The organism is Nocardioides sp. WG-D5 (assembly GCF_054031175.1).
In genome coordinates, this window is the sequence record NZ_CM132928.1 from 5,327,415 (window position 1) to 5,342,719 (window position 15,305).

The 15,305-nt window shown below is 69.9% G+C and carries 15 protein-coding genes and 1 pseudogene; 8 read left to right on the forward strand and 8 right to left on the reverse strand.

All coding sequences use genetic code 11. From position 1 onward, the window contains the following. Nucleotides 1-695 precede the first annotated feature (695 nt). From ACWZJV_RS25735 to ACWZJV_RS25750, 4 genes are all read left to right on the forward strand, one after another. On the forward strand, nucleotides 696-1,970 hold the full coding sequence (locus tag ACWZJV_RS25735; protein WP_457179346.1) for a DUF222 domain-containing protein: 1,275 nt from the start codon (nucleotides 696-698) through the stop codon (nucleotides 1,968-1,970). Between the two features lie 55 nt (nucleotides 1,971-2,025). Further along, nucleotides 2,026-2,649, forward strand: coding sequence for a flavin reductase family protein (locus ACWZJV_RS25740; RefSeq protein ID WP_457179347.1), 624 nt, complete (start codon nucleotides 2,026-2,028; stop codon nucleotides 2,647-2,649). A gap of 131 nt (nucleotides 2,650-2,780) precedes the next feature. Further along, entirely contained in the window at nucleotides 2,781-4,040 is a 1,260-nt protein-coding gene (locus tag ACWZJV_RS25745; RefSeq protein WP_457179348.1) for an extracellular catalytic domain type 1 short-chain-length polyhydroxyalkanoate depolymerase, read from the forward strand. A 35-nt stretch (nucleotides 4,041-4,075) separates the two neighbouring features. Continuing rightward, nucleotides 4,076-4,387, forward strand: a complete 312-nt coding sequence (locus tag ACWZJV_RS25750; protein WP_457179349.1) for a hypothetical protein — start codon at nucleotides 4,076-4,078, stop codon at nucleotides 4,385-4,387. 4 nt (nucleotides 4,388-4,391) lie between these two features. Here the strand turns inward: ACWZJV_RS25750 and ACWZJV_RS25755 are convergent, their stop codons facing one another. Next, complete coding sequence (locus ACWZJV_RS25755; RefSeq protein WP_457179350.1) at nucleotides 4,392-4,778, reverse strand: nuclear transport factor 2 family protein; 387 nt, start codon at nucleotides 4,776-4,778, stop codon at nucleotides 4,392-4,394. 34 nt (nucleotides 4,779-4,812) lie between these two features. Continuing rightward, entirely contained in the window at nucleotides 4,813-5,229 is a 417-nt protein-coding gene (locus tag ACWZJV_RS25760; RefSeq protein WP_457179351.1) for a hypothetical protein, read from the reverse strand. A gap of 105 nt (nucleotides 5,230-5,334) precedes the next feature. On the opposite strand from ACWZJV_RS25760, the gene ACWZJV_RS25765 reads away from it, so the two are divergent. Beyond that, nucleotides 5,335-6,027 carry a polysaccharide deacetylase family protein gene (locus ACWZJV_RS25765; RefSeq protein WP_457179352.1) on the forward strand — a complete coding sequence of 231 codons (693 nt, stop codon included), beginning with the start codon at nucleotides 5,335-5,337 and terminating at the stop codon, nucleotides 6,025-6,027. A gap of 200 nt (nucleotides 6,028-6,227) precedes the next feature. Here ACWZJV_RS25765 and ACWZJV_RS25770 read toward each other — a convergent pair. Then, nucleotides 6,228-7,322: pseudogene (locus tag ACWZJV_RS25770) on the reverse strand (endo-1,4-beta-xylanase); the annotation flags it as partial. A gap of 113 nt (nucleotides 7,323-7,435) precedes the next feature. On the opposite strand from ACWZJV_RS25770, the gene ACWZJV_RS25775 reads away from it, so the two are divergent. Together ACWZJV_RS25775 and ACWZJV_RS25780 are read left to right on the forward strand one after the other, a co-directional pair. Then, complete coding sequence (locus tag ACWZJV_RS25775) at nucleotides 7,436-8,548, forward strand: FAD-dependent oxidoreductase (RefSeq protein WP_457179353.1); 1,113 nt, start codon at nucleotides 7,436-7,438, stop codon at nucleotides 8,546-8,548. 31 nt (nucleotides 8,549-8,579) lie between these two features. Further along, complete coding sequence (locus ACWZJV_RS25780; protein ID WP_457179354.1) at nucleotides 8,580-9,332, forward strand: DoxX family protein; 753 nt, start codon at nucleotides 8,580-8,582, stop codon at nucleotides 9,330-9,332. A gap of 7 nt (nucleotides 9,333-9,339) precedes the next feature. Here ACWZJV_RS25780 and ACWZJV_RS25785 read toward each other — a convergent pair whose 3' ends face one another. The 3 genes from ACWZJV_RS25785 to ACWZJV_RS25795 are packed head-to-tail and all read right to left on the reverse strand — an operon-like array spanning nucleotide 9,340 to nucleotide 11,494. Continuing rightward, nucleotides 9,340-9,987: a GNAT family N-acetyltransferase gene (locus ACWZJV_RS25785; protein ID WP_457179355.1), complete on the reverse strand. Its 648-nt coding sequence runs from the start codon at nucleotides 9,985-9,987 to the stop codon at nucleotides 9,340-9,342. Nucleotides 9,988-10,030: 43 nt separating this feature from the next. After that, nucleotides 10,031-10,222: a hypothetical protein gene (locus ACWZJV_RS25790; protein WP_457179356.1), complete on the reverse strand. Its 192-nt coding sequence runs from the start codon at nucleotides 10,220-10,222 to the stop codon at nucleotides 10,031-10,033. A gap of 18 nt (nucleotides 10,223-10,240) precedes the next feature. Continuing rightward, complete coding sequence (locus tag ACWZJV_RS25795) at nucleotides 10,241-11,494, reverse strand: aspartate aminotransferase family protein (RefSeq protein ID WP_457179357.1); 1,254 nt, start codon at nucleotides 11,492-11,494, stop codon at nucleotides 10,241-10,243. A 107-nt stretch (nucleotides 11,495-11,601) separates the two neighbouring features. Between ACWZJV_RS25795 and ACWZJV_RS25800 the strand changes: the two genes are divergently transcribed. Then, nucleotides 11,602-13,068 (forward strand): NAD-dependent succinate-semialdehyde dehydrogenase, encoded by a 1,467-nt coding sequence (locus tag ACWZJV_RS25800; protein ID WP_457179358.1) that lies wholly within the window; start codon nucleotides 11,602-11,604, stop codon nucleotides 13,066-13,068. Between the two features lie 15 nt (nucleotides 13,069-13,083). On the opposite strand, the gene ACWZJV_RS25805 is transcribed toward ACWZJV_RS25800, so the two are convergent. Together ACWZJV_RS25805 and ACWZJV_RS25810 are read right to left on the reverse strand one after the other, a co-directional pair. Further along, on the reverse strand, nucleotides 13,084-13,740 hold the full coding sequence (locus ACWZJV_RS25805; RefSeq protein ID WP_196874504.1) for a GntR family transcriptional regulator: 657 nt from the start codon (nucleotides 13,738-13,740) through the stop codon (nucleotides 13,084-13,086). A gap of 163 nt (nucleotides 13,741-13,903) precedes the next feature. Then, nucleotides 13,904-15,268, reverse strand: a complete 1,365-nt coding sequence (locus ACWZJV_RS25810) for an MFS transporter (protein WP_008361549.1) — start codon at nucleotides 15,266-15,268, stop codon at nucleotides 13,904-13,906. Nucleotides 15,269-15,305 lie beyond the last annotated feature (37 nt).

The window sequence follows — 15,305 nt, forward strand, 5'->3', positions numbered from 1 at the left end:
TTGGGGTGGGCCGCCGACTCTTTCCTGAGGGTCTTCTCGCCGGGCCCCGGAGTCAAGGACGGCCTTCGGGCGCCGGCTTCGCCGGGTGCGCGACATGTTGTGTCGCGGACCAGTGATGCCCCGGTGGTCGAGCTTGTCGAGACAACGCGTGCGTGACCGTCGTCGTGGCTGGGGTGGGCCGCCGACCCTTTCCTGAGGGTTTTCTCGCCGGGCCCCGGAGTAAAGGACGGCCTTCGGCCGCCGGCTTCGCCGGGCGCGCGACATGGTGTGTCGCGGACCAGTGATGCCCCGGTGGTCGAGCTTGTCGAGACCACCCCGTGCGTAACCGTTCCCCGGGGCTGGTGTGGGCCGCCGACCCGTTCTTGAGGGTCTTCTCGATCTGGACCGGCGTCAAGGACGCCCTGCGGGCGCCGGCTTCGCCGGCCGCTTCGCGGTCCTGGACTCCGGACCAGATCGAGAAAAGATTTGGCTGGCTATCGGGGCGGCGGCCGGGGTGTGGCGCAGCGAGATTCTTGTACGGGATCGGACTGCTTTGGGGGAGGGATGGTGGCCCTGCGGGCCACTTATCATCCACAGGAACGAGGCCGTTCGCTAAATGCGAAAAGGTCGTTTGACCTGGGAAAATAGGTGGATCTGTCGGTGACAGAGGCGTAGAATCAGACCCATCACAGCACACCTCTGAAGGGAGGGACGCGATGAGTCTCGGCCGCGAGATCGACCACCGGGGAACCAACCCTGGCGATGCGATCGACGCCGCCCTGACCGCCATCGAATCCTCCCTTCGAGAGCTGCTGTCGAGCGACCCTGTCTATTGGCGGACCGGGCAGAAGAGGGACCTGCTCGAACGACTCGAGAAGCTTCAGGCCCAGCAGGCCGCTTTGAAGCTGCGGGTCTTGGCCGTTGCTGGGGATATCGCTGAAGAGACCGGTGCGAAGGACGCGGCGGGGTGGCTGCGGACCGAGCTGCTGATCGACAACGCTGTTGCCCGCGCCCAGATCAAACTCGCCGCCGGCGTCGGCAAGTACGAGCGCGTCGCCGCAGGTCTCGCCGAGGGCGTCGTGTCCCCGGACAAGGCCCGGGTGATCACCCAGGCCCTCGACAAGATCGAGACCGACCCGGTCGCGAGCCGCGAGGACCTGGTCCTGGCCGAGAAGCTGCTGGTCGACTACGCCACCCGGCTGACCGCCAACGAACTCCGCATCGTCGGCAAGCGCATCCTGCGCGAGATCGACCCTGCCAGGTTCGAGGACGCCGAAGCCCAAGCACTGCTGGCCGAGGAAGAACGCGCCCAGCAGAAGACCGCGCTGCGGGTGTGGGACAACCACGACGGGACCGTCGGGTTCGACGGGGTCCTCCCGACCTCGGTCGGGATGCGGTTCAAGCGACTCGTCGAGGCCTACGCCCAGCCCCGCAAACAACAGCTCCTCGACAAAGGTGCCCAGTTGCCGCCGTGGGAGCGGTTGATGGGTCAGGGCTTCGCCCGGCTCTTGGAGACCGTCGACCCGGCCGCCCTGCCCCGGCACGGTGGTGACGCCACCACCATCAACGTGGTGATCTCGCTCGAGGATCTCCGCAAGGAACTCGGGACTGCGACCCTGGGCTACGACGAGACCAACGGCACCACCATCTCAGCGGCCGAGGCCCGCCGAATGGCCTGCAATGCCACCATCATCCCCTGGGTGCTGGGCGGCGATAGCGAGATCCTCGACGCCGGCCGGGCGAGCAGGCTCTTCCAGCCGATCCAACGCAAAGCCCTCCGGCTGCAGCAGAAGTGCTGCCAAGCCGAAGGGTGTGACATGCCACCCGAATGGTGCGACGCCCACCACCTCGACCCCTGGGCAACCGGCGGCAAGACGAATCTCAAGGACGGGGCGCTGTTGTGCCCACATCACCACCGACTGGCGCACAACCCTGCCTATGTCCATGAACGACCACCGGACGGCACCATCCGCTTCACTCGCCGTCCCTGAGTGCTCCGTCGGATACCCGCCGGAAGTGTCCGATGACTCGCCCTAGGTTCTGGGCATGGGTACGCATGTGGACATCGATCCGGCCATCCTCTACTTCGGCACGCCGGTGGTGGTGCTCTCGACGCTCAACGAGGACGGCAGCACGAACCTGATGCCGATGTCGTCGGTGTTCTGGCTGGGACGTACGGCGGTCCTCGGGATGGGGGCCTCGTCGCAGACGGCGCGCAACCTGAGGGAGCGGCCCGAGATCGTCCTCAATCTTCCCAGCGTCGACCTGGTGACCCAGGTGGACCGGCTGGCGCTGACGACGGGCAATGCGGCGATGTCGGCGGCGAAGGCGGAGCGTGGGTATGTGCACGTGGCCGACAAGTACGGGCACGCCGGGTTGACGGCGTACGGATCGGACACGGTGCTGCCGACGTCGGTCGCCGAGTGCCCGGTGCACATCGAGGGGACGATCTCGGCGATCCACGAGCTCGGGGAGCCGAAGCTGCTCGCCGTGGAGGTGGCGGTGACGGCGGTGCGGGTCATGCCTGACGTACGCCTCGAGGGTCATCCCAACCGGATCGACCCGGATCGGTGGCGGCCGCTGGTGATGAGCTTCCAGCAGTTCTACGGGCTGGGGGAGCGGGTGCATCCGTCGCGGTTGGCGAGCATCGACGAGGAGCTCTACCGCTGACCGGCGCCGGATCGATACATCCGGGCGGCGGAATGTGGTTCGGGTCGACATAGACCTGTGGCGGGCGTCACATCTACCGTCGATCTGCCCGCCGGGAAGCGGCGGGCGGGTCTCGCTGAGGAGGATCGGTCATGCGTCTCGGGTCACGGATCTCACCCAGGTTGCGGCAACGACGGATCGGTGCGGCGCTCGCGGGCCTCGGCCTGGTGCTCGCCGGCGGTACGGCGATCGCGGTCGCGCCTTCCGCAGAGCCTGCGGCGGCCGCGGGCACGTGGACGGCCCGGACCGCGGGAGGGATGACCACGCAGCTGTACGTCCCCAGCACCTCTCCGACGCTCGGCACCGGGCGTGCACTCATGGTCAATCTGCACGGCTGCGTGCAGACCTCGGCCAACCTGCGCGACGGCGGCAACTGGACCGCGACCGCCGACGCCCGCGGCATGGTTGTCGCGGTCCCCGCGGCGCCGAACGGCGGCGTCATCCTCGGCTGCTGGGACTACTACGACAGCAACCACTCCAGGACCTCGCCGAGCCGGCACGACGACAACCTCCTCCAGCTGGTCAGCGACCTGCTCGCGGATCCGGCGCTGGACATCGACCCCGACCAGGTCTATCTCTCCGGTCTGTCCTCCGGTGGCGGCGAGACGATGGTGATGGGGTGCCTCGCGCCCGACGTCTTCGCCGGGATCGGGATCAACGCCGGGCCGTCGGTCGGGACGACCTCGGGGCAGATCGGGTCCGTGGCGGTCACCCAGTCGCAGGTCACCAACACCTGCCGGACCTTCGCCGGCTCGGCCTCCTCAGGTTTCGGCAGCCAGGTCACCTCGGTGATCTACGGCTCCAACGACACGACCGTCGCGCCCGGCTACAACACCCTGAACGCGCAGGTCATGGCCGGGATCTACGGTGCCTCCTCGCAGTCCTCGTTCTCGCTGTCGGGGCTGGCCGGCAACAACACCGCCGGCTCCGGGACGCTGTGGTCGGACGGCAGCGGCCCGCGGGTATCGCTGATCCAGAACACCGGGATGGGCCACAACTGGCCGGCGGGCGGTGGCCCCGGTGGCTCCTACATCACGACGAACTCGATCGACTACCCGGCGTACGTCACGGACTTCTTCTTCGACAACAACCGCCGCGTCGATCGGAGCACCGAGCCGACGGACCCGCCCACGGAGGAGCCCACCGACCCGCCGACCGAGCCCGGCCTCTACTGCGGCTCGGCGACCAACACCCAGCACCAGGCCGCCGGGCGAGCGCACTCCTACGGGACCAACCCCTACAACCCGTACTACGCCGATGTCTCCGAGGACTACATGGGCCAGGGCGACGCCACCGTGACCACCCTCCAGGAGTCGGCGGGCGGCCGCTTCGACGTGGTGACGACCTGCTGACGTAGGCTTCGTGTCCCGACGGAACGAGGTGCAGCATGACGGCGAGCAAGTCGGCTCGTGAGAGGAAGGCAGCCTCGCAGGCCGGGCCTCTGGCCACGGTGAGGATCGATCTCGACGAGCAGCAGCAGTTCGTCTACAAGGTCACCTGCACGGAGTGTGTCGTCCGGGACCGGATCAAGTGGGCGACCTATCGCGCCGGTGAGGACAACGGCTTCATGGCGGCGATGGACCGATGGATCTTCCACCTCACCCAGAAGCACCCCGAGGCGGACGCACCGTGCCTGAAGTTCCTGCCCGAGGCCCAGCAGCGGCAGCAGGAGCGGCGGGAGGCGCGGTCGTCGCGCTGACGGCTCAGCCGTTCGACGCCGCGGCCTTGATCTCCTCGAACTGCGCGCCCATCCGGGCGGCGAGGGCCTCGGCGGCACGCAGCGGGCGCACCATCACCTTGAAGTCGATGATCTTCCCCTCCTCGTCGTAGGTGAGGAAGTCGCAGCCGTTGAGGTCGAGGCCGTCGACCTTGGCGGTGAACTCATAGGCGTGGTGGGCGCCGTCGTGGATCTCGCGTACGTAGGTGAAGTCCTCGAACACCTTCACCACCGCGCGCAGGATCGCGGCGGTGATCGCCCGGCCGGGGTAGGGCTTGAACGCGACCGGGCTGGTGAACACGACGTCGTCGGCCAGCATCGACTCGACGGCGTCCATGTCCTTGGCCTCGATCGCCTCACGGAAGGTGGTCATTCGGGCTCCTCCTGGGTCGGTGGTGGAAGAGAGCCTAGAGGGAGGGGCGTTGCGGCGCGCTGTTCCCCACCGTCCCGCCGCCGCCGAGGGCGTAGCCGATGCCGATGCCCACCGCGGCGGGGGCGAGGACGAGAGCGGTGAGGAACGGGGTCAGGTTCCAGAAGTCGCTCCACAGCACGCCGAAGTCGCGACCCTCCTCGAACCAGATCCGGAACGGACCGCTGAGGCCGACCGCGCCGGCGATCACTGCCCACCGCACGAACACGGGCACGAGACGCTTCGCGTGGTATCCGTCCCACAGGCCCCAGAGCCCGGAGACGGCGAGCAGCAGCGCGAAGTAGAGCAGGCCGGCGCCGATGGTGGCGTCCTCGGCGCGGAAGAGGACATCGGTTGCGACCGAGAACAGGATGCTGCCGCCGACCATCACGGTCAGCCGTACGAAGAGCTTCATGTCTTCAGGATCCTGGATCGAAGGCACGAGGCGCATGAGCGCCGGTACTCAGATCCGCGGGCTCGGCGCTTGACAGCCGCCGAGGGGGACGACAGGGTCGCGACGGTGGAGTCGAGCAGCGACCGGCAGACCGGCCGGGACCCCGGGTTCGTGCCGGGCGGCGCGGTCCGTCCGACGACGACGCCGCTCGCCGCTGCAAGGGGCACGGGCAAGGTGGCCGCCCTCACCTTCGACGACGGGCCCAACCCCGGCGAGACCGATCGCTTGCTGGACGTCCTGGCAGCTCACGAGGTCACAGCGGTGTTCTGCGTCATCGGTCAGAACATCACCGCCCCCGGCGGCGCCGAGATCCTGAGGCGCATCGTCGCCGAGGGTCACACGCTGTGCAACCACTCCACCTCCTACGCCGACATGGGCAGCTGGTCCCATGCCGAGGTCGAGCGGGACCTCGAGGCCACTCTCGCCACGATCCGAGAGGTGCTGGGTGATCCGGCCCAGCAGGTGCCCTACTTCCGGGCTCCGAACGGCAGCTGGGGCATCACCGGAGAGGTCGCCGCAGCCCTCGGCATGCAGCCGCTCGGCCTGGGCAACGTGATCTTCGACTGGGACGGCAACGACCTCTCCGAGGAGACCCTGACGAACAACCTCCGCGCGGCGATCCGGCCCGGCGCGGTGGCCCTGGCCCACGACGGTGGCGGCAACCGCGAGAACACCGTCCGCGCGATCGAGACGGTGCTCCCGGAGAAGCTCGCCGAGGGATACATCTTCACCCTGCCGCAGGGCGGCGTCACGGCGTGACGGTCACCTCGGCTCGCGAGCTGTCCGGCGTGAGCTCGCGAGCTGTCCGGCGTGAGGTCGAACGCGGCGGTCGAGTCCTCCACGCTGACCCGGTAGTCGCCCGCCCAGCCGCGCACCTTCACCCGCCCCTCGGAATCGGTGCGCAGGTGCGTCGGCCCCAACCACCACTCCTGCTTGACCAGGCGGTGGAGCGCGTCGTACGCGGGCTTTGGTGTGCCGTCGGCACGCACCAGCCCCGCGGGCGCGCCGAGCCAGGACCCGAGATCGGTGAGGCCCCAGTAGGTGACCGCCTCGACCGACGGGTGCGAGAGCAGGGTGCGGTAGTGGCGTACGAGCTCGTCGGCCTGACGCTCCTCGCCCTCGGGGGTCGAGGGCCAGCTGGGCACCTGGTGGTCGTTGAGGTCCTCGATCTCGGCCGGCATCAGGTCGCCGGAGAGGAGCGTCGTCTCGCTGAGGTGCAGAGGGAGGCCGAAGCGGGCGAACCGCTCGAGGACCTCCAGGGTCCGCTCCTCACCCCAGTAGCCATGGTGCATGTGGCTCTGCAGGCCGATCGCGTCGACTCGGATCCCTGCCTCGAGCACGCCCTCGATGAGGCACTCGTAGGCCGTCGACATGTTGAAGTCGTTGAGCACGAGACGTACGCCGGGGTCGGCTGCCCGCGCCTCCTCGAAGGCCAGGCGTGCCATCGGGATGCGGCCGAGCTGCCGGCACAGCCGGGTGATGGCGTTCTGGCGGTCCTCGTTGTCGAAGACCGGCATGATCACCAGCTCGTTGATCGCGTCCCAGGTGTCGACCAGCCCGCCGAACGCGGTGAGCTCGCGGCGGATCCGGGCGCGGAGCACCTCCTCGACCTCCTCGGTCGGCACGTCGAGGAGCCAGGCAGGGGAGAGGGTGTGCCAGGCCAGCGGATGCCCCTTGAGCGACACTCCGCGGTCGCGGAACCAGCGCGCCGCGGTGAGCAGGCGCTCGGTCTCGGGCTCGCCTCGCACCGGCTCGAAACCGGACCAGTAGAACGGGAGCGTCGCCGTGTTGAACAACCCCAGCCAGAGGTCCACGAGCCGCTCGGCGGTCTCGGGGTCGGCGCCGCCGAAGACCGCACCGGGAGACTCGGCCGTGTCGGCGTTGGCCAGACCGATGAAGTCGAAGCCGATGTTGCCGAAGGCGAAGGCGTGGCGGGTCTGCTCGACGACCACCTCGGTGTCGGCGTAGGCGCCGCCGTCGGGACGGAGCAGCGTCAGCGTCACCTCGTGGGAGCGGTGACGGAGGGTCGGGTCGGGGGAAAGCAGCTGGTTCACAGGAGACCTTCGGAGGTGAGGTTACGCGGGTGTAAATCGTTATCGACAACGATTGAAGAGCGCAAGGGTCTGCTCGAGCTGGAGGACGGCACCGGTCGGCTAGATTGCGCATCGTGAGTGGATCGACGAGCAGTCGGAGTGCCCTGGTGATCGGCGCGGGGATCGGAGGGCTCACTGCGGCGCTCGCGCTGGCGCGGACCGGGTGGCGGGTGACCGTGCTGGAGCGGGCCCCGGAGCTCGCCGAGGTCGGGGCCGGGCTCTCGATCTGGCCGCGGGCGTGGGGCATCCTGACCGACCTCGGGGTCGCCGACCGCCTCGTCGACGGGACCCGCCCGGCGATCCAGGCAGGCTTGCGCCGCCCCGACGGGCGCTGGCTGGCGAAGGTGCGCGCCGACGCCGTCGAGCGCACCCCGGTTATGGTGCACCGAGCACGGCTGCACGAGGCCCTGGTGGCGACGCTGGCGGAGCACGACGGGGTCGAGGTACGCACCGGGGTCACCGTCACCGGCCTGGCCGGCCTCGACGAGCTCGACCCCCGCGGTCCGGCCGACCTGGTGGTCGCCGCCGACGGCATCCGCAGCGTGATCCGGAACGAGCTGCACCAGCGCGAGGACGTACGTCATGCCGGCTACACCGCCTATCGCGGCGTGACCGCGGAGCCGGTGCCGGGCGACGCCTCGAGCACGGGCGGGGAGACCTGGGGGACCGGGGTGCGGTTCGGCTACGTCCCGCTGGTGGACGGCCGGACCTACTGGTTCGCGACCGCCAACCGGCCCGCCGGGGAGACCAGCGACGATCACCACGCCGACGTCACCGCGCTGGTCGGCCACTGGCACGAGCCGATCCCGCAGCTGCTGGCCGCGACACCGCCGAGCGTGGTCATCCGTGGTGACATCTGCGACCTGCGGCTCCCGCTGAAGCGGTTCGACCACGGTCGCGTCGTACTGCTCGGCGACGCCGCGCACGCGACCACGCCCAACCTCGGCCAGGGCGCCTGCGCCGCGATCGAGGACGCCGCCGTCCTGGCCGCGCAGCTCGCCGGCCATGCTCGCGTCGAGAGTGCGCTGGTGGCCTACGACCGCATCCGGCGCCCGGCGACCCAGCGGCTGATACGTGCCTCCCGGCTGGTCGGCGTGCTCGGCCAGGTCGAGAACGGGCCGGTCGTCGCGGCCCGCGACACCGGCCTCGCCGGGCTGGGCGCGATCGCGGGGCTGCTGAGCAGGTAGGCGTCACAGACGCCGGTCGAGCGGTGTCTGGATGGCCATGACGGCTACCTATCTCACCCTGACCTTCATCGCCTCGATCGCCGCCCTCGGCGGGGCGGTGCTCAACCTGACCGGCCACCGGATACCCGTGACCGAGGCGCAACGGCTCTCGGTGCCCATGGAATGGTTGAGCTTCCCGATCGGGGTGTCCTACGCGCTGGGCTTCCTCGGTCTGCTGGTCGGGGTGGCGGTGCCGGCGGTCGGGATCGTCGCGGCCGCCGGGTTCGTGGTCTTCTTCGTGCTCGCGATCGGGGCGCACCTGCGGGTGGGCGACCGGAGCCTGGGTCGCGCGACCGTCGGTCTTGCGCTGGCGTCGGCCACGCTCGTCGTCACCGCGATGTACGCGGCGGGGCAGGACGATCTCGGCGGGGTCGTGGCGGCGTACGTCCGTGACCTGCCGGACCCGTGGTGGCCGGTCGTGCTGCTCGCGGTGATCCAGATCGGCGACGCGGTGATGTGCTTCAAGCCGGTCGGGTTCATCGCCCGGTGCTTCACCGACGTCGGGCTGCCGCGGGCGCTGTGGCCGGTGATGCCGTGGGTCAAGGTCGCGGCCACGGTCGGCCTGGTCGCCGGGCTGTGGGTGCCGTACGTCGGGGCTCTGACCAGTGCGGCCCTGATCGTCTACTTCGTGTGTGCCATCGCCGCACACGTCCGGGCCCGGGACATCGGCCGCAACCTCTTCCTCAACGCCACGCTGTCGCTGGTCCTGTGCGTGGCCGTGTTCGGCTTCTGCTTCCTGCGCTGAGCCGTGTCTAGGCCGCACCGAACATGGGCAGGCACGGCTCCACGCCGCTGACCTCGACGCCGCCGCGGTCGTTGCGCTCCCACCGGTCCCGGCTGAGCCGGAGGCGGTGGGAGACCAGCACCTCGCCGTCGCGTACGTCACGGGAGATGCCGTCGGGCTCGTAGCCGAGCTTGGTGGACACCCCGACGGAGGCGGCGTTGTCGGGGAAGGCCTCGGAGGTGGCGTACGCGGCGCCGAGGTGGTCGAAGGCCAGGGTGAGCGCGCCGAGACGGGCCTCGGTGCCGAAGCCGTGGCGGTGGTGGGGAAGGCCCAGCCAGGAGGCGGTGCTCACCTCGCGCCGCTCGGCGAACTCGGTCGCCGAGAGCCACACGACCCCGATCGGTTGCGTGTCGAGGAAGACGGTCAGGCCGAGGCTCCAATCGGCCGGCTGCCACTCGCCCCGGCTCGCCCAGGCGCCGCGCAGCACGTGGCGCGCCCGTTCCAGCGGCGGCCGTTCGGCCCACGGGGTCAGGAAGGGCCGGTCTCCCGGCTCGTGCACGCCGTCCGCCGCGACCGCGGCCAGGCGAGCGAGCTCGTCGTCGGTCGGCAGCCGCAGCTCCAGCCTCGGGGTCCGGATCACCAGGCCGAACAGCGGCCACACCTCCGTCAGCGTCATCGGGCCATCATCGAGAGGGGCCGATGCCGCGGGCAACCGGTTATCACCGCTCGGCGCGGCCCGGGTCCCGGACGTAGTCGAGGAGGTCGGCGGCCGCCGAGGTGTAGCGGTCGACCTCCTCGCCGCTGTCGCAGGTGCACAGCACGATGGTGACCTCGCCGGCACGTGGCCAGATCGCCTCCCAGGTCGCGCCGGCCTGCTCCCAGCGGAGCAGTCGCTCGAGGTCGTCGGTCATCGCGCGTGCTCCCTGAGGTCAGCCGAGGACGGCGTCGACGGACTGGGCCCAGAGGCCGGCGGCCTCGTCGATGGCAGGGGAGTCCACCACGAGGGCCGGGATGAACCGCACGACCTGGCCCCATGCGCCACAGGTGAGCAGCAGCAGGCCGCGCCTGGCGGCCTCCTGCTGGGCTGCGGCGGCGGTCGCGCCGTCGGGCTCGCCGTCGGGCGTGCGGAACTCGTTGCCGAGCATCAGCCCGAGACCGCGTACGTCGGTGATCGCCTCGTGCTTGCTCGCGACCTGCTCCAGGGCGGAGCGGAGCTCGGCGCCGCGCTCGGCGGCGTTCTTCACCAGGCCCTCCTCCTCGATGACGTCGAGGGTCGCCAGGGCCGCCGCGCAGGCGACGGCGTTGGCGCCGTAGGTGCCGCCCTGCGAGCCCGGCCAGGCCTTCGACATCAGCTCCTCGCTCGCCGCGATCGCGGACAACGGGAAGCCGGAGGCCAGGCCCTTGGCGGTCATGATGATGTCGGGCCGCCCGCCGAAGTGGTCGTGCCCCCAGAACTCGCCGGTGCGGCCGAAGCCGGTCTGGACCTCGTCGATGACGAGCAGGATCCCGTGCCGGTCTGCGCGCTCGCGCAGACCGTCGAGGAAGGCCCGGTCGGCGGGCACGTAGCCGCCCTCGCCGAGCACGGGCTCGACGAGGAACGCGGCGGTGTCGGCCGGGGCGCTCTGCGTCTGCAGCGTGTAGTCGAGCTGGCGCAGCGCGAACTCGGTCGCCTGCTCCTGCGGCCAGCCGAAGTGGGGCGCGTCGGGGAAGGGGGAGACCACGACGCCCGCCATCAGCGGGCTGAAGCCGGCGCGGAACTTGGTGCCCGAGGTGGTCATGGAGGCGGCCGCGACGGTGCGGCCGTGGAAGCCGCCGTGGAAGACGATGATGTTGGGCCGGCCGGTGGCCTGGCGGGCCAAGCGGATCGCGGCCTCCGCCGCCTCCGAGCCGGAGTTGGCGAAGAACAGGCTGTCGAGGCCGTCGGGGAGCACGGAGCCGAGCCGGTCGACCAGGTCGAGGAGCGGTCGGTGCCGGACCGTCGTGTACTGCCCGTGGATCAGGTTGGCGATCTGGCGCTGGGTCGCCTCGACCACCTTCGGATGACTGTGTCCGGTGCTGGTCACGCCGATGCCGGCGGTGAAGTCGAGATAGCGACGACCGTCCTCGTCGAAGAGCTGGACGCCTTCACCGCGAGCCGCCACGACCGGGGTTGCCTGCTTGAGGACGGGGGAGAGCGTGGCCATGGTGGACTCCTGTCGATTGTTGACAATCCGACCCGCTACTACACTAGGCCAGCGTTGGATGGCTGTCAGCCGGACGGCCGGATGCTGACCTTGGAGGCTGATGCGGCATGGGTGGAGAACCGAACGAGGCACGGGTCGTGGCAGAGGTGCCCAAGGGGCTCCTTGTCGCAGGTCAGTGGGTGGATGCGAGTGGCGGCGACACCTTCGACGTGCTCGACCCGTCGACCGGAGAGGTGCTCTGCGCCGTCGCCGACGCGACCCCCGAGGACGGCCGGCGTGCTCTCGACGCCGCTGCGGGCGCGCAGAAGGAGTTCGCCGCGACCGCGCCGCGCGCCCGGGCGGACATGCTCATGGCCGCCTTCGACCTCCTCCACGAGCGCATCGATGACCTCTCGCTGCTGATGACGCTCGAGATGGGCAAGCCGCTGGCGGAGGCGAAGGGCGAGATCGCGTACGCCGCGGAGTTCTTCCGACACTTCGCCGAGGAGGCGGTGCGGATCGAGGGCGGCTACCAGACCGCGCCGGCCGGCGGCTCCAGGTTCCTGATCACCAAGCAGCCGGTCGGTCCGGCGCTGCTGATCACGCCGTGGAACTTCCCGATGGCGATGGGGACGCGCAAGCTCGGGCCGGCGATCGCGGCCGGCTGCACCAGCATCATCAAGCCCGCCGCGCAGACGCCGCTCTCGATGCTCGCGCTGGGGGAGATCCTGCGCGAGGCCGGCGTGCCCGACGGGGTCGTCAACATCCTGCCGACCACCCGGCCGGGCGAGCTGACCGAGCCGCTGCTGCGCTCCGGGGTGATCCGCAAGCTCTCCTTCACCGGATCCACGGCGGTCGGGCGGGTGCTGCTCGCCCAGAGCGCGGAGAAGGTGCTGCGTACCTCCATGGAGCTCGGCGGCAACGCAGGCTTCGTCGTCTTCGAGGACGCCGACATCGACGAGGCGGTCGCGGGCGCGCTGGCGGCGAAGATGCGCAACACGGGGGAGGCCTGCACGGCCGCCAACCGGATCTTCGTGCAGCGCTCGGTCATCGATGAGTTCGGAGAGCGACTCGCCAAGGCGATGTCCGAGCTGCCCGTCGGCCGCGGGGTCGAGGAGGGCGTACGCGTCGGGCCGCTCATCGACGAGACGGCCAGGGAGAAGGTGCAGACCCTCGTGGACGACGCGGTGGCCGGTGGTGCACGCGTGCTGACCGGAGGCACCGCCCCGGAGGGGCCGGGCTACTTCTACCCGCCGACCGTGCTGACCGGGGTGCCGGTCTCGGCCCGGATGGCCAGCGAGGAGATCTTCGGACCGGTCGCACCTCTGACCCCGTTCGACACCGAGGACGAGGTGGTCGCGGCGGTCAACGACACCGAGTACGGCCTGGTGAACTACGTCTTCACCAACGACCTGCGCCGCGGTCTGCGGGTCGCCGAGGCGCTCGAGTCCGGCATGGTCGGTCTCAACCAGGGCGTGGTCTCCAACCCCGCTGCACCCTTCGGCGGCGTCAAGGCGTCGGGACTGGGGAGGGAGGGCGGGCGTACCGGGATCGAGGAATTCCTCGAGACCAAGTACGTCGGGATCGCGATGTGACGCGAGACCGGGGGTCTAGACGTAGCCCGGGTCGTTGTCGTCGGCGTGGATGAGGCGTCGTAGCGCCTCGTCCATGTGCAGCTCGACGCGCTTCAGGGTCAGCTTCACGTCGCCGGCCTCGATGGCGTCGACGATCTGGTTGTGCTCCTCGACCAGCTCGAGCGGCTGCTGGTAGGTGCCCTCCAGCGCGGTCAGGCACATCCTTGTCTCGACGATCAGCGTCTGGTGCATGCGGGCCAGGCGCCGGCTCCCGGAGCACTGCACCAGCACGTCGTGGAAGTGGAAGTCGGCGTCGCTCAGCGCCGCCGGGTCGCCCAGCTCGAGGGACTTGGTCATCGCCTCGCAGGCCGCGCGGAGCTCGCGCAGCGCCGCGGGGACCCGCGCCCGGGCGATCATCGTGGCGGCGGCACCCTCGACGGCGGCCCGGGCCAGGTAGATGTCTCGGATGTCGGCTTCGTCGAGCTCGATCACGAAGAGTCCGCGGTTGGGCTCGCTGCGGAGCAGGCCCTCCTGGACGAGTCGCTGCATGGCCTCGCGCAGCGGCCCGCGGCTGACGCCGAACTGGGCCGAGAGCGCGGTCTCGCTCAGCTGCGCCCCCGGCTGGAGGGTGCGCTCCATGATCGCCGTGCGCAGCTGGCGAGCGATGACCGAGGCCGTCGACTCTCTGTGCACGGGTTCGAAGCTCGATGTCGCTGTCAACGTGGTCTCCGATGGGTCACCGAGAAAGAGTTTGATTGTTGACAATCATTGCATGTGGCCGCGGTGCCGGTGGGGGGATCGACCGTGAGCGTGCCGGGCGTGTGACGCGCCCGGCACGCTCGTCGGCAGTCGACGCTCAGACGACCTTGTCGAGCTCGGCGAGCTCCGCCTCGGACTCCGGCGTTCCCGGGATCTCGGTGCCGCGGATCGACTTTCCGGCGGTCTCGACGACGAAGAACAGCGCGATCAGACCGACCACCGATCCGGCGATCATGTAGTACGCCGGCATCAGCACATCGCCGGTGGCGCCGATCAGCGCGTTGTTGACGTACAGCGCCGTGCCGCCGAAGGCGGCGGTGGAGACGTTGTAGCCGATCGCCATGCCGCCGTAGCGCACCTGCGAGGGGAACATCGCCGGGAAGGTCGCCGAGATGGTCGCCAGCTGGGCGACGTAGACGATGCCCAGCACCGTGAACCCGAGGACCGCCGGCCAGAAGCCCTGGCCGATCAGGAGGAACATCGGGACGGACAGCACGATGAGCCCGATGAAGGAGCCACCCCACAACGGCTTGCGGCCGACCCGGTCCGAGAGCGCTCCGGCGATCGGCAGGAAGACCAGCATCGCGATCTGCCCGAAGATGACCAGCAGATCGGCGTCGGAGCTGGTGAAGCCGGCCTCCTCCTGGAGGTAGGTCGCCATGTAGGCGAGCAGGGTGTAGTTGGCGATGTTGAGCGCGGCGACCAGGCCGATCAGGGTGAGGATCGGCTTCCAGAACAGCGCGAAGAGGTCCTTCAGCGCGGCCCCGGCACCGCCCTCGACGGCGTCCTGCGTCTCGAGCTCCTGGAAGACCGGGGTCTCCTCGAGCCGGGTCCGGATGTAGAGGCCGATCAGGCCGATCGGACCACCGATCAGGAACGGGATGCGCCAGCCCCACTCGGTCATCGCTTCCTGCCCGATGCTCTTCTCGGTGATGAAGACGACGGCGATGGCCGCGGTGAACCCGACGATCGTGCCGAACTCCAGGAAGCTCCCGTAGAAGCCGCGCTTCTTGTCGGGGGCGCACTCGGCCATGTAGGTCGCTGCGCCGCCGTACTCGCCGCCGGTCGAGAATCCCTGGATCACCCGGAGCAGCACGAGCAGGACCACGGCCCAGATGCCGACCGAGTCGTACGTCGGCAGGCAGCCGACCAGGAAGGTGGCGGCCGCCATCAGGATGATCGTCATCGCGAGGACGCGCTGGCGTCCGATGCGGTCGCCGAGCGGACCCCAGAAGAGGCCGCCGAGCGGTCGCAGGATGAACGAGATCGCGAACGTCAGAGCGGTGCCGGCGAAGCCGTACTCCGGGAAGAAGTTGGCGGTGATCTCTGTCGCGACGTAGGCGAAGGCGCCGTAGTCGAACCATTCGGTCGCATTGCCGACTGCTGAGCCCGTGATGGCTCTTCGGAGCTTCGATTTGTCGGGTTGTGCCTCGTGGGAGGGGATGGTGGGGGTTCCGGACATTTCTTCTCACCTATTCGGTGTGATTGATGGCTGGGGA

Bases quoted from the DNA above. Each gene is read 5' to 3' on its own strand.
- ACWZJV_RS25750 (WP_457179349.1), top strand. From the start codon at position 4,076: ATGACGGCGAGCAAGTCGGCTCGTGAGAGGAAGGCAGCCTCGCAGGCC.
- ACWZJV_RS25745 (WP_457179348.1), top strand. From the start codon at position 2,781: ATGCGTCTCGGGTCACGGATCTCACCCAGGTTGCGGCAACGACGGATC.
- ACWZJV_RS25800 (WP_457179358.1), top strand. From the start codon at position 11,602: ATGGGTGGAGAACCGAACGAGGCACGGGTCGTGGCAGAGGTGCCCAAG.
- ACWZJV_RS25810 (WP_008361549.1), bottom strand. From the start codon at position 15,268: ATGTCCGGAACCCCCACCATCCCCTCCCACGAGGCACAACCCGACAAA.
- ACWZJV_RS25740 (WP_457179347.1), top strand. From the start codon at position 2,026: ATGGGTACGCATGTGGACATCGATCCGGCCATCCTCTACTTCGGCACG.
- ACWZJV_RS25785 (WP_457179355.1), bottom strand. From the start codon at position 9,987: ATGACGCTGACGGAGGTGTGGCCGCTGTTCGGCCTGGTGATCCGGACC.
- ACWZJV_RS25795 (WP_457179357.1), bottom strand. From the start codon at position 11,494: ATGGCCACGCTCTCCCCCGTCCTCAAGCAGGCAACCCCGGTCGTGGCG.
- ACWZJV_RS25760 (WP_457179351.1), bottom strand. From the start codon at position 5,229: ATGAAGCTCTTCGTACGGCTGACCGTGATGGTCGGCGGCAGCATCCTG.
- ACWZJV_RS25790 (WP_457179356.1), bottom strand. From the start codon at position 10,222: ATGACCGACGACCTCGAGCGACTGCTCCGCTGGGAGCAGGCCGGCGCG.
- ACWZJV_RS25735 (WP_457179346.1), top strand. From the start codon at position 696: ATGAGTCTCGGCCGCGAGATCGACCACCGGGGAACCAACCCTGGCGAT.
- ACWZJV_RS25755 (WP_457179350.1), bottom strand. From the start codon at position 4,778: ATGACCACCTTCCGTGAGGCGATCGAGGCCAAGGACATGGACGCCGTC.
- ACWZJV_RS25780 (WP_457179354.1), top strand. From the start codon at position 8,580: ATGGCCATGACGGCTACCTATCTCACCCTGACCTTCATCGCCTCGATC.